This is a genomic window from Streptomyces sp. NPDC055025 (assembly GCF_053608565.1).
This window is the reverse complement of sequence record NZ_JBSGVS010000051.1, coordinates 61,798-74,895: the sequence shown is the minus strand read 5'-3', so window position 1 is coordinate 74,895 and position 13,098 is coordinate 61,798. Positions and strand designations below refer to the sequence as shown.

Genomic DNA, 13,098 nt, shown 5'->3' with positions numbered 1-13,098 from the left:
GGGCCCCACCGGTCGCGGTGGGGCCCTTCGACGTTCGTAGTTGCTGTTGCAGTTGCCGAGACCAGGCGGCGGGAGGCCGCTGGTCCGGCGGGGTCCAGAGGAGCACCATCTCCGCATCGCCGAGGCGTGCGGCGGCGCGGGCGTGCAGACCGAGCAGCCACGGCCCACCGTCCCAAGTATTGAGGCGTACCGGGCGTGACTCGTTCAGCAAGGTTCCCGCGCACGCCGATGACTCTTCCGCGCAGGGGCGGCAAAATCGCAGGTATGCGAATTCTCGTTATCGGCGGTACCTGGTTCCTCGGGAAGCACATCGCGCGAGGAGGACTGGCGAGAGGGTGGACAGTTACCACCTTCAACCGGGGGCGGTCCGGACACGACGTCGAAGGCGTCGAGCCCGTTCACGGGGACCGTACAGACCGGAATGACCTCCAGCGCCTTGCCCTGCAAGGGCCGTGGGACGCCGTTATCGACACATCCAGTTCCGACTTCCCGCCCCGCGATGTGCTCCTGGCTACCACTGCCCTCCGTGCTGTGGCCCGGCGATGGGTGCACATCTCCACCGTGTCCGTCTACCAGGGTTGGCCGCACCAAGCCCTCACCGACCATTCGGCGCTGCTGGACTGCCCCGCGGACGCGGACGAGACATACGGATACACGGGCGAGGACGGCAGCCCCACCGTCTACGGCTTCCAGAAGGCTGGCGGAGAGCAGGCCGTGACCGAGGTGTTCGGTGACTCGGCGGTGTTTCTGCGTCCCGGGGTCATTCTGGGGCCCGGCGAGTACGTCGGCCGACTCCCCTGGTGGCTGACCCGGGCCAAGCGCGGCGGGACGATTCTGGCGCCCGCTCCGGGCGGCCAGCGCATCCAACCCGTCGATGTCCGCGATGTCGCCGAGTTCGCACTCGACCAGGCGGCCGGCGAGATGAGCGGCGGGTACAACGTCACCCACCCCGATGGCATCACCTTCGCCGACTTTCTCGGTGAGTGCCTGGCCGTCACCGGCGGGGTCGGGACGCCGGAGTGGGTGGAACCGGGCGTCCTGGCCGGTCACGGCGTCGCGCAGTGGACCGAGTTGCCTCTGTGGCGCACGCACGCGGGTGTGTGGTCGGTCGACTCCGGCCGGGCGGTCGCCGCAGGCTTGCGGTGCCGGCCGATCGCCGATTCCATCCGTGACACCTGGGCGTGGCTTGCCGCCGACGGGCGTCCCGTGGACCACCCGAGGTGGGCGGACCACGGGATCGCCCCGGAGAAGGAGGCGAAGATCCTCGCTTCTCTGGTCTGAGTCAGGCTTCCAACTGGAGCAACGCTGAGCGTGTGCTGAGCTGGTGATTGCTCGCGGTGCGGGTGAAGTCCTCGACGCGGTCGCGCAGTTCGCGCGGCAGCGTCGAGGTGCGGTACGCCGGTTGCGTGAGGAACTGCTGGATCTGGCCCGTCCGTACGAGAACCCCGGTCACGCGCTGGTCCCCTGGGATGTTCCATAGGGGCGTCAGCGCGTCTGCCGCTCCCTCGATGTCGTTCGACAGGAGCCGGGCCATGGCGAGGTCCGCAGCGGCACCTCCGAGGACGTGCGCCGAGCGGCTGGCCTGCGGCTTCCGGCTGATGAGTTCGAGAGCCCGGCGTGCCGACTGCTCGGCTTGGTCCCCGTCGTGGATCAAGAGTGCGGTCGAACTGCTGGACATGGCCAAGCGCTCAGCGCTGAACCCGAATTCGCCTCCGACACCGTCGTGGAGATCGTCGCGTGTCCCGCTATCGGCCTCCAGGGAGAGCCGGAGAGTGTGGCGGGCCGAATCGGTGTCGCCGAGGTATCCGTGTGCGCGCGCCTCGATGGCCAGAAGCCGGCGCCGGGCGATGTCGCCCAGGCCACCGTACGTCTGGGCCCGTCGCGCCTTGCTGACAGCCTCGGCAGGCATGCCCGTGAAGTAGGCGACGTACGCGAGGATGCCGTCCGCGTACGCCCGCAGCGGCTCGAAGCGTGCACTCTCCCCGTAGAGGTCAGCCGCACGGGCCAGGCGGCGAGCGTTGGTGAAGGAGCCGAGGTCGAAGGCCGCCGCGGCGAGCAGCGCCATCGTCTGGCCGGTCAATTCGAGGAGACGCTGCTGCTGGGCGGGGATCTGCGTGCGATCCCGCTGGCTCTGAAGCTCTTCCTGGAGCACCCGGCCGCGCCGAAATGCCTCAATCGGCGGGAGGGAAGCATAGGCGTGCGCGAGCGACGCCACGTCGTCGGTGAGCTGGTCGAGGCTGGTGTCGGAGACGGACGCAGCGGCTGTCGCGCTGGCGTCGTCCTGAGCATCGCGTGCGGTCATGTTGATCTCGTGCTCCAGATTGAACGCGGGTGCCGGGGAATCTTCGGCGAGCGGGGGAGGAGTCAACAGCGCCGCGACATCACAGCCGAACATGGCCTGCAACACGCGACGGGTATCAGCGGACAGCGACTCGGGGCGGGTCCGTCCCGCTCTCCACCGGAATACCGTCCGCTCGCTGCACGTCGGGTTGTTGACACCCTTTCCCACGACCTCGTCGGCGGTCCTGTCGAACAGCTCCACGAAGTCGGGGGCGCTCAAGTTGCGCTTCTCACACAGGAGCTTGAGCAGCGTCTCGGATTGTTCCGTCACATCGCCCCCACTAATCAAGCCTTGGCCTGTTGGCTCGGCAACCCGCCTACGATCGATCCCTTTGCACAAAGGGGATACCGCAGCCGCTCACCAGTGCAACACATTCTCGGCAGATAGCAGTTGGCTGGCAGTCAAGTGTCAGACCGCGGTCCTGGCGGCAGCGAAACGGCAGCTCCCTGACATGGCGGTGGCATGGCATAGGCGACCACGCTGATCAACAGCCTCGCTGAGCGCGTCCAAACGAGCGCGCTGGACAGTGGCCCGTTGTATCGGCGGGCCCGCCACCCCCAGAGGACGTGATGACGACGACAGCCGTACGGACACCTCGCGCGCGCCACCGCCGCGACGGGGAAGTGATGACCGAGCACATCAAGATCTCTCCCCAGCGCGGTGGTGGACCGCCGCGCGCTGAGGACACCTGCCAGGTAGGCGTCATGCGCCGAATCGCCGCCGCGAAACTGAAGTACTGCGGCCTTGAAGCGCTGACCGACATGGTGATGCTGCTCGTCTCCGAACTGGTCACCAACGCAATAGTGCACAGCGGTACCACGGAGATCTGCCTGCGCCTTGTCGTACGGGACGGTTTCCTGCGCATTGCCGTCATCGACGGCATGCCGGGCCGCGCCACCCCCAGGCACGCCGATGACAACGCCGTGTCGGGGCGCGGCCTTGTACTCGTCGAAAGCCTGGTAGAAGGGGCCGGCGGGAGTTGGGGGACCAGCGACGGCGGCGCGGAGACCTGGTGCAGGATTCCGCTGGGGACGCCGTGACGTCCGCAGTGATGGTGGCGGAGCCGGCTGCCGACTTCGGCGTTCCCGTCCGCACGGTGACCGGGCGAGCTGGGCTTTTGGCGCCGCTGACCATCGACTTGCACCGTCCTCTCCCCGCAGAACCCAAGTCGGACGCCCCTGTTGCGATGCCCGTCTTCAACCCTCTTTGCGACGCTCTGGAGGCGGTGCTCGGCGAATACGCCGATCCGGATGCCGAGGAGATCGACCAGGCTGATGCGCAGCTCAGAACCGTGCTGCCGCTGCTTGTGCGCGTCGCCGACTGGCGCCCCGGCCCAGCAGTCACCGAGGCCGTAGACAGAGTGCAAACCGTGTGGGCCGAGGCCCGATCCGGCGGCGCTCTTCGCATACGCGGGCAGACGCGTCGCTTGGCCGTCGCCGTCCTCGGCCTGGTTGATCTGCTGGTGGAGACGTTGTCATGAGCGCTCTACCGAACGGACCGCTCCTCCTGTCCCGGCTCCATTTTGGCCCCGCAGACAAGCCCGCATAATCCGCTCCACCGCCCTGTCATCGTTCGCAAGTCCGAGGAGTCTCGTGCAGCCCAAGCCGCTGGACACGGCACCGTCAGTCCACGCCCTGATCGGCGCAGAGCTCAGACACCACCGCGAAAAGAAAGAAATGTCGCAGAACGAGGTAGGACGACTGCTGTTCCTGACCGGCGCCTTCATCGGAATGCTGGAGTCAGGTACGCGCAGAATGCGGCCCGAAATCGCGCTCAAGCTCGACGAACTCCTCGACTCCGAAGGGTATTTCTTCCGGACCTGTGCAGCACTCAAGGATTTACGGCAGCCGGACCAAAGCATTGAAGCAGTCAAGGCCGAACAGAGCGCGAAGCGTATTCAGGAGTATGCCCCGCAGCATATTCCAGGAATCTTACAGACAGAAGCCTACACGCAAGCAGTCGTCCATTCCGGCCTCCCAACGGCAACCGATGCGGCAATCAATGAACTCATTACGCCAACGCTCGAACGCACAAAGATGCTCCAGCACCCAGAGCCAACCGTGTGGACCGTACTCGACGAGGCTGTCCTACACCGAATGATCGGCGGCCCTGCGGTAATGGCCGAGGCGCTGCGCCGCATCACCGAGCTGGGGCGTCGGCGCCGCATCGTCGTGCAGGTATTGCCATTCGCGGCCGGCGGACACCCAGCAATTGACGGCGCGCTGAAACTGATGGCCTTCTCTGATGCACCAACACTTGCCTATCTGAAATGCTTCGCGTCTGGCCTGCTAGTTGACAATCCAGCCGCAGTGGCACAGTACGAATTCGCGTTCAGCCTGATTGGCGCAAGCGCACTCTCACCATCTGATTCATTGGACCTGATCGAGTCCATGGCCAAGCATTACGAACTGAAAAGCGGACGCACGCACAATCTGCGCACGGGCCTGCTGTGTAAATCCGAGCACACCGAGCCGGACCCGGAACACGGCTCGGCGCCGGACGTATCGCACAGGAAGGAGCCTCCTTCCCACCGGCTCCTCGCCATCCCCGACCGACCAGAAATCACAAAGGAAATGAAGGTAACGGAATGACTACTGCTAGCGACTCGACTGTTCGCGATCCCGACGCGCTGCGCGCGGACATGGTCCGCGCACTCCGTGATCAGGACGGGATCACGTCCGAGCCTGTCGCCGCTGCCTTCGCCGCAGTGCCCCGGCACCGGTTCGCGCCGGACGCGCCTTTGGAACTCGCCTACGACCTCCACCGCACCGTGCCGGTCAAGAAGGACGAGACCGGCCTGGACATCAGCGTCATGTCCGCTGCCCACCTCCAGGCCGTGATGCTGGAGCAGGCCGGCATCAAGCCCGGCATGAGGGTGCTGGAGATCGGATCAGGCGGGTACAACGCCGCGCTCATTCAGGAACTCGTGGGCGGCGACGGGGCGGTCACCACGGTCGACATCGACCGCGACATCATCGACCGCGCCCGTCTGTGCCTGGACGACGCCGGGTACGGCCAGGTGAAGACGGTCCTCGCAGACGGCGAAACCGGTGTTCCCGATGGAGCGCCGTACGACCGGATCATCGTCACCGCGGCCGCATGGGACATCCCCCCGTCGTGGATCAGCGGCCTCACGGTGAACGGCCGGCTCGTCGTCCCGCTGACTGTGCACGGCACGACCCGCTCGATCGCGTTCGACCGCGACGGCGAGGGCCTCGTCAGCCACTCCTACCGTCTGGCGCGCTTCGTGCCCATGCAGGGCGAGGGAGCTGTCAAGGAACGCAAGGCGTTGCTGCGAGACGGCGTCGCCGTGCAGACCGACGACGCGCGGGTGCCCCTCAACGCGGAGGCCCTGAACCGCGCCCTGGACAGTCCCAGGATGCAGCGCTGGTCGGGAGCGGCCTTCGACCTGCCCGACGAGCTGGAGCTGTACCTCACGCTCAATCTGCCGAGCGTCGCCCGGCTGCACGCGTCGAAGGATGTCGTCGACAGCGGGCTCGTGGACGCATCGGCCCTGCTCGGCGTACCGGCACTGGTCAGCGAGGACAGCATCGTCTACCGCACCCGCCGCGAGAACAGGGACACCGGCGGCTTCGAAAGCGGCGTAGTCGCCCACGGCCCGCAGGCCGAAGCGCTCGCGGACCAGTACGTGGAACTCCTCCGGCGCTGGGCCGAGAACCACCGCCGTCGGGGAGCGGCAACGATCAAATACCTGCCGGGTCCTGCCCCGTCCGCCCCGCCCCAGGTCACCGTGCAGAAGCGGCACGGCATTCTCGCGGTGTCCTGGCGCTAAGACTCCGGGGTCCGCTCCCGGGCCCCGGGACCGCGCACCATCACCTACTGCCGAGGAGGCATTGATGACCGTTCAACTGGAGCGCCCGGTTGCTCAGCCGGTCGCCGAACAGGACGACTTCGAAGACGACTTCGAGCTGGACATCACCATCGTCGAAGGCGGCCCCGCCGCGGACCAGCTCATCCGTCTGACGAGCGACGGATGCGGCTCGACGTGCGCGTCCGCGTGCACGAGCTGCCCGTAGCAGCACCAGACCGCGTTGATCTCGGTGCCCGGCCGCGCCTGCCCCATGGGCTCGGCCGGGCACCACCCGGCCACAGGAGGGGTGTGTGTATCGCTACGTTGACGCAGCAGCGGTACGGGCGACCGCATTGGATTGCGACCGTCCAATGGTCTGGCCGGAGCTGACCGGCCCGTACGCGAACACGGCGTCGTGGCGGGCGTGGCTGCAACAGACCTGGGAGTGGGCGGACTTCGCGACTGCCGTCGAGGCCGCGAGCCCGGGCCTGGCGAGTCGAGTGGGCCAGGTCTGTGCCGGCCAGTCGCTGCCGACGCCCGCTGTACGCCGCACGGTGCTCTCCGTGTTGCGCTACCTGCTGCGGGCCCGCACGCGCGCCACGCCGTTCGGTCTGTTCGCCGGGGTCGCGGCCGCGCGAATAGGTGCCGCCCCCGCGGTACGGATGGGAACCAAGCACCGGGCATCCCCCAGACCCGACGCGGCATGGACCACAGCCCTCGTCGACCGCTTCGAGGAGCACAGCGGACTGCGGCCCCATCTGATGTTGCTCACCTCCGGTCTCGTCGTCGAGCGCGATGGGGACGTGGTGATCGAGCACCGCCCACGCGGTACACGTGTCGGCGCTCCCGAACAAGTACAGATACGCGTGACAGGACCGGTCCGCGAAGCCCTGGGCAGCGCGCAGACTCCGATCCTGTGGAGCGACCTCGCGGCAAAGCTCTCCATCAGTTTCCCGACCGCGCCGCTCGCCGCGGTTGAGAAGCTACTCGCGGGACTGGTCCGGCAACGATTCCTGATCACCAGTCTGCGCCCGGCGATGACGGCCACCGACCCGCTCACCACTCTCCTCACCCACACACGGCATCTCGGGCCTGCTGAGGCAGCAGAGTTGCACGAGGCTCCCCAAACCGCGTTCGACCTGCGGGTGGACTGGGATCTGACCGTACCCACGACGGTCGCCCATGAGGCGGCAGCGGCGGCCAAGGCGCTCACCCGCCTCGCTCCCCGAGCCGCGCTGACCGGCTGGGCCGAGTGGCACGGCCGCTTCCTGGAGCGGTACGGGCCGCGGGCGATCGTCCCCGTCCTGGACGCCATCGACGCGCTCGGATACCCGCCCGGCTTCCTCGGGGCCACCACCGCGCCGGCGCCCGCCCCGCTGCCCGACCGCGACGGCCGCCTCATCAGACTTGCCCACGCCGCCGGGATGCAGCGCCGACTCGAAGTCCAGCTCGACGATGCCGCGATTGAGGATCTGGCGACCACAGATCCGGGCCACCCCGTCCAGCCGAGCACTGAGCTGACCGTCCGCATCGACGCCGCGAGCGTCGACGCCCTTCAACAGGGTGAGTTCACCCTGCACGTCGTGGGGGTGGCTCGCTCAGCCGGAGCGACCACCGGTCGCTTCCTGGGCCTGCTGGACGACCAGGACCGCCACCGTATGACCGAGGCGTACGCCGGACTGGCCGGGGTGCATCAAGGTTCGCTCGTCGCCCAGATCAGCTCCACTCCGCTATCCGTACGCGCCCAGAACGTCGCACGCGCCCCGCAGGCGACCGAGCTGGTGGTCTCGCTCGGCGACTACCAGGGCCCGGACACCAGCCTCGTCCCCGTCACGGACCTGGCGGTCACCGCCGACGCCGAACGCCTGCACCTGGTCTCGCTCTCCCGCCACCGCCCGGTGCACACGTTGCTGCTCAATGCCGTGGACCTGGGCCACCACTCCCATCCGCTGGCCCGGTTCCTGATCGAGGCGCCCGTCGCACTGGCCGTTCCCTGCACCGGATTCATGTGGGGCACCGCCGCCTCCAACCTGCCGTTTCTGCCCGCGCTCCGCTACGGACGGACAATCCTGTCCCCAGCCCGCTGGCTCCTCACCAGCGAAGACCTCCCCGCCGCGCCGGCGCCGTGGCCGCAATGGGACGAGGCCCTGACCCGATGGCGCCACGACGTACGCCTGCCCGAGCGGGTGTACCTGAGCGAGGCCGACCAGTCCATGGCCCTGGACCTGACGGAGCCTTCCCACCGGGCCCTGCTGCGGACCCATGTGGACCGCGACGGCACCGTGACGCTGCGCCCCGCTCCCCAGCCCGAGGGCCTGGGATGGACCGGCGGCCGAGCACACGAAGTCGTCATCCCCCTGGCCACGGACCAGAACATCGCCCCCGTCCGGACTTCCGGCCACACCGTCAACCGCGAGCACGGTCACCTGCCCGGCTGCGACAACCGCATCTACCTCCAGTTCCACGGCCACCGCGACCGGCAGAACTCTCTCCTGATCCAGCACCTGCCGATCCTGCTGGACGAACTGGGCGCTCCCGCCTGGTGGTTCGTCCGCTACCGAGACCCTGCCGACCACCTTCGCGTCCGCCTGACCTGCGCACCCGGTGCCCTCGGCAGCGTCTTCGAGCACATCGGCGAGTGGACCCGACGGCTCCGGCGCCACGGCCTGATCACCCACGTCGGCGTGGAGACCTACCACCCGGAGACCGCGCGCTTCGGCGGCCCCACCGCCATCGACGCGGCCGAGCGGTACTTCGCCGCCGACGCCACCGCCGCCCTGGCTCAACTCGCCGCACAAACGGACGGGGCGGACGCCCACGCGATGACAGCCGCGAGCATGGTCGACATCGCCACCGGTCTGATCGGTGACCGGGCCGCGGCGATGCAGTGGCTCATCGAACACACTCGCACCTCCCCAGCCGCTCCACCCCGGGCCGTCTACCGCCAAGCCGTCGACCTGGTGACCAACCACCCTGCGGGCCTGGACGAGCGCGTCATTGCGGCCTGGTCCGCGCGGTACGAGGCACTGACCGCGTACGGCCGCGCGCTCACGGACGCGGACATACACCCCAGCGATCTGCTGCCGGACCTGCTGCACCTCCACCAGGTCCGGGTGCACGGACCGGATCTGCCCGAGGAGCGCACACACCTGCACCTGGCCAGAGCCGCCGCCCTGAGCTGGGCAGCACGAGCAAGGAGGACACCGTGACCACGACAGCTCCTGCCTCCACCGCACTGTCCGCCGCCAACCATCTGGCCCACGCACTGGCCGACCCGCACACCGTGTGGCCCGGCGGCCGACCCGACGGCGGCCGGGCCTGGCCGCAGTCGCTCGCCGGAGGAGCCTCGGGCATCGCCCTGCTGCACATCGAGCGAGCCCGGACCGGTCACGGCGACTGGGGCACCGCGCACACCTGGCTGGCCGCAGCCCTGCACGGCGACATCAGCGCGGCGGCCAACGCGAACCTGTACTTCGGCGCCCCGGCCCTCGCGTTCATCACACACCGCGCCACCGACGCATCGAGCCGGTACCTGAAGGTCCTTGATCGTCTGGATACGGCGACCATCACCGTCACCCGAAAACGCCTGGCCGCAGCCCACCAGCGCATCACCCGCGCCGAGCGGCCCCCGATGGAGGAATTCGACCTGATCCAGGGCCTCTCCGGGCTGGGCGCCTACCACCTGAGCCGCCAACCCCATCACGAGATCACGCGTGATGTCCTGGCCCACCTGGTACGCCTGACCGAGCCCCTGCCCGACCCTGCCGGGCTGCCGCCCTGGTGGATGAACGTCGCGCCCACCGGCGCACCCCACGCCGACTACCCGGGCGGCCATGGGAACTTCGGGCTCGCACACGGCATCGGCTCCACCCTGTCCGTGCTGTCCAAGGCCCTGCTCGATGGTCTGCCCGTGCCCGGCATGGCCGACGCCGTCGAACGGATCTGCGCCTGGACCGACCACTGGCGCCAAGGCGACGAGACCGCCTTCTGGTGGCCGGGCTATATCTCGATGCAACAGGCAACCGACAACCACGTCCACTCCACCCTTCGCCCCCGCCCCTCCTGGTGCTACGGAGTCAGCGGCACCGCCCGCGCCCAGCAGTTGGCCGGGCTCGCTCTTGGCGACCCGGCACGCGTACAGGCCGCCGAGAACGCGCTCCTCGCGACCCTGCGCGACCCGCTGCAACTGGCCAAGCTGCCCGAGATCGGGCTGTGCCACGGCATGGCCGGACTGCTGCACGCCGCATGGCGGATGGCCACCGAGACGGACAACCCCGAGATCACCGCCGAGCTGCCGCGCCTGGCCAACCGTCTGATTGCCGAGCTCGACCGACACGACTACGAACCCGAACTCCTCGACGGAGCCGCCGGGGCGGCCCTCGCCCTGCACACCGTCGGCACGGGCCACGCGCCCGCACCGCACTGGGACACCTTCCTCGCCCTGGCGTGAACTCTGGAGGCCGCACCATGAACCCACCCGCCTGGCGCCAGGTGAACGTCGCCTTCCGGAACTGGGAACGCGCCGAGATCACCGCCTTGGCCAAACTCGCCCCGCTTCTACGCGCAGCCGAGGACGAAGGCGCCCTCACCGCGTGGTTCATCGTCCGCAAGCACCCCTGCTGGCGCGTGCGCTACCAGCCCACCTCCGACGGGCAGGACCGCATCGGCCGCGGCCTCGACGTGCTGACGGCCGAGGGACACATCAAGGGCTGGACGGAGATCATCTACGAACCCGAGGTCCACGCCTTCGGCGGCGCCGAAGCCATGGCATCCGCACACCGCCTCTTCCACCGCGACAGCCGCAGCATCATCATCGACTTCCTCCAGAGCGAAGCCGGCCAACACCGCCGCGAGACATCCCTCATGCTGTGCAGCCTCATGATGCGCTCCGCTGGACTGGACTGGTACGAGCAGGGCGACGTCTGGGCCCGCGTTGCCACCCACCGCTCCGTACCCGTCGGTGCCGAGACGCACGGCCGCGACCAGTTGCACACCGCCGTACGCCGCCTGCTCTCCGTAAACCCGCAGTACGCAATGCAGCCAGGCGGACCGCTTGCCCGCGCCACCGGTTGGGCCCGCGCTTACGCCACCGCCGGAAGAGAACTGGCCGACCTCACAGCATCCGGGCAACTCCACCGTGGCCTGCGGGACGTCCTGGCCCACCACGTGATCTTCGCCTGGAACCGAATCGGCCTCCCCTACGCCACACAAGCCACGCTCACGGCCGCCGCGAAGACCGTCATCTTCGGCCCCGACCCCACCACCGAGAGGAGCGCCGCGGACCGTGCGGAAACTCCCTGACTCCATAGCGCAACGCTTCCCACTCGTCGCGCGCCCCCGCCCCGCCTGCCTCCCCCTGCCCCAGCGCGTGCAGGCGCTGACCGAACTCGCCAGCACCGCAGTGCAACAACGCAACGCGAGCGTGGCCTCCACGGTCTACAACCAGGCCGCCCTGATCGCCTCCGACGTCGGCGTCCCGTCGATCGCCCGCGCAATCTGCCACCAGCACGCTGCGGCTTACCTCGACTTTTGCCCTCTGCCAGGCGTGACCGCGATCCGGGCCCTCGAACCCGTCGTCAACCTCGCGCGCCTTCAGATCCGAGCCGGGCACGCCGACGACGGCCGCCGTCATCTCCTCGCCTTGTACGACGCCGTCACCACCGGCACCGGCACCAACGTCGAGGACATCCACGTCCCGGCCGGCCTCACCGCCGCCCCGGAGGACCGGCACGAGATCCGCGCCTGGCTATGGCGGGTCCTCCTTGCCGACGGAACGCGAACCCTGACAACTGCCAGCCGCTGGGCCGAAGCGCTCGTCCACGTCGAGACGCACCGCGGCGTCGGACGGCGCATGCTCGACGGCCGCCAAGTCGCCGTCCTCGCTGCTCTCACCGCCGGCGACGCTCCCGCCGCCGAGGACCTCCTGGCCCGCACAGAGCCCGGGGAGCCGTGGGAGGACGCCGTCACGAGCTGCCTGACCGTACTGACCCGCCGGGCCACCGGCCGACCGCTCCACCATCATCTGCACGACCTGGTGGCCACCTACCTCGACCGCGCGGACGAGCCGGGCATGACCGTCTTCAACACCCGGCTCGGTCTCACGGTGCTGGACGCGATCGCCTCAACGGAGGACCCAACCGCACGCCTGGTAGTCGCGGACCTCCACCGCCGGGCAACGAAGACGACCGACGGATACGCCGCCCGCGAGCTCCTCGCGCACCCCTCGTTCACCGCCCTCGCGACCGATCAAGAAACGCAGGACTGCCATGCCCTCCTTTACGCCTGCGCGCTCGGCGCCGGCGCCATCCCTGCCGGGCTGCACGACAAGGTGACGGCCGCGATACGCGTCAGCGACCACGTCATCCGGAGCAGCGCCGCAACCCCCACGGGACAGCAGGTAGTGCCGTAGGTCTACAGAACACGACCGTTGACGTTCGGGGTGTAGTAGTCGCGAGCCGGATGACGTTGGCAGACCCAGGCTGGGAGCGAATCGAGGGCCTGCCCACCACCAGCACCGTCCGCCGCGAGCTGGTCAACCACCCGGAGGCTGGCTCCTACGCCTCCGGGGTCACGTTCAGCGCCGCTACGGCCGTCTCCTCGTCGGTGCTGACGTAGCTGCGCATAGCAGAGGCGCCCTCGAAGACCTGAGGTATTCAAGGGCGCCTCTGTGCTGACCGTGAAGAAGTCTCCGAACTCGCCGACGAGGTATACGCGATCCGCATCCGGAACGCACTCGACGCGGCGTCTCCGCTGGCCATCCGCGCACACGACGGCGTGAAACTCGTGCCCGACGCGCCGAAAGCTTACGGGCCATGATCACTCGCGCCACAGCAGCGCCACCCCGAAGCCGCTCCGCCGACCGCACGTGTCTCCGCGCGCACGCCTTGGATGAGGGCAACGTAGCTGAGGATGCGAAGTCGGCTGGAGGAAGGACAGGGAGCGAGTC

The 13,098-nt window shown here is 68.8% G+C and carries 12 protein-coding genes; 11 read left to right on the top strand and 1 reads right to left on the bottom strand.

What is annotated here, in order from left to right; all coding sequences use genetic code 11:
- Positions 1-228: 228 nt before the first annotated feature.
- Positions 229-1,281 (top strand): NAD-dependent epimerase/dehydratase family protein, encoded by a 1,053-nt coding sequence (locus tag ACWGDX_RS28040; protein WP_453629921.1) that lies wholly within the window; start codon positions 229-231, stop codon positions 1,279-1,281.
- 1 nt (position 1,282) lies between these two features.
- Here ACWGDX_RS28040 and ACWGDX_RS28035 read toward each other — a convergent pair whose 3' ends face one another.
- Positions 1,283-2,611 (bottom strand): DNA-binding protein, encoded by a 1,329-nt coding sequence (locus ACWGDX_RS28035; RefSeq protein WP_453629919.1) that lies wholly within the window; start codon positions 2,609-2,611, stop codon positions 1,283-1,285.
- Positions 2,612-2,967: 356 nt separating this feature from the next.
- On the opposite strand from ACWGDX_RS28035, the gene ACWGDX_RS28030 reads away from it, so the two are divergent.
- From ACWGDX_RS28030 to ACWGDX_RS27985, 10 genes are all read left to right on the top strand, one after another.
- On the top strand, positions 2,968-3,381 hold the full coding sequence (locus ACWGDX_RS28030; protein WP_453629917.1) for an ATP-binding protein: 414 nt from the start codon (positions 2,968-2,970) through the stop codon (positions 3,379-3,381).
- Complete coding sequence (locus ACWGDX_RS28025; RefSeq protein ID WP_453629915.1) at positions 3,378-3,821, top strand: DUF6415 family natural product biosynthesis protein; 444 nt, start codon at positions 3,378-3,380, stop codon at positions 3,819-3,821. Before ACWGDX_RS28030 ends, ACWGDX_RS28025 begins: the two co-directional genes overlap by 4 nt.
- 112 nt (positions 3,822-3,933) lie before the next feature.
- Complete coding sequence (locus ACWGDX_RS28020; protein ID WP_453629914.1) at positions 3,934-4,932, top strand: helix-turn-helix domain-containing protein; 999 nt, start codon at positions 3,934-3,936, stop codon at positions 4,930-4,932.
- Positions 4,929-6,134: a methyltransferase, FxLD system gene (gene fxlM / locus ACWGDX_RS28015; protein ID WP_453629912.1), complete on the top strand. Its 1,206-nt coding sequence runs from the start codon at positions 4,929-4,931 to the stop codon at positions 6,132-6,134. The genes ACWGDX_RS28020 and fxlM overlap by 4 nt, the downstream gene beginning before the upstream one ends.
- Positions 6,135-6,198: 64 nt before the next feature.
- A complete protein-coding gene (locus ACWGDX_RS28010) occupies positions 6,199-6,378 on the top strand; it encodes an FxLD family lanthipeptide (RefSeq protein WP_384780268.1) in 180 nt (59 codons plus the stop codon).
- Positions 6,379-6,523: 145 nt separating this feature from the next.
- The gene (locus tag ACWGDX_RS28005) at positions 6,524-9,361 is read left to right on the top strand and encodes a lantibiotic dehydratase (protein WP_453629910.1); all 2,838 of its coding nucleotides are present in this window, start codon (positions 6,524-6,526) and stop codon (positions 9,359-9,361) included.
- Positions 9,358-10,602 (top strand): lanthionine synthetase C family protein, encoded by a 1,245-nt coding sequence (locus tag ACWGDX_RS28000; protein ID WP_453629908.1) that lies wholly within the window; start codon positions 9,358-9,360, stop codon positions 10,600-10,602. Before ACWGDX_RS28005 ends, ACWGDX_RS28000 begins: the two co-directional genes overlap by 4 nt.
- Positions 10,603-10,619: 17 nt before the next feature.
- On the top strand, positions 10,620-11,453 hold the full coding sequence (locus ACWGDX_RS27995; RefSeq protein ID WP_453629906.1) for a thiopeptide-type bacteriocin biosynthesis protein: 834 nt from the start codon (positions 10,620-10,622) through the stop codon (positions 11,451-11,453).
- Between the two features lie 67 nt (positions 11,454-11,520).
- Positions 11,521-12,561, top strand: coding sequence for a hypothetical protein (locus ACWGDX_RS27990; RefSeq protein ID WP_453629904.1), 1,041 nt, complete (start codon positions 11,521-11,523; stop codon positions 12,559-12,561).
- A gap of 50 nt (positions 12,562-12,611) precedes the next feature.
- Positions 12,612-12,767 (top strand): hypothetical protein, encoded by a 156-nt coding sequence (locus ACWGDX_RS27985; protein WP_453629902.1) that lies wholly within the window; start codon positions 12,612-12,614, stop codon positions 12,765-12,767.
- Positions 12,768-13,098: the final 331 nt, after the last annotated feature.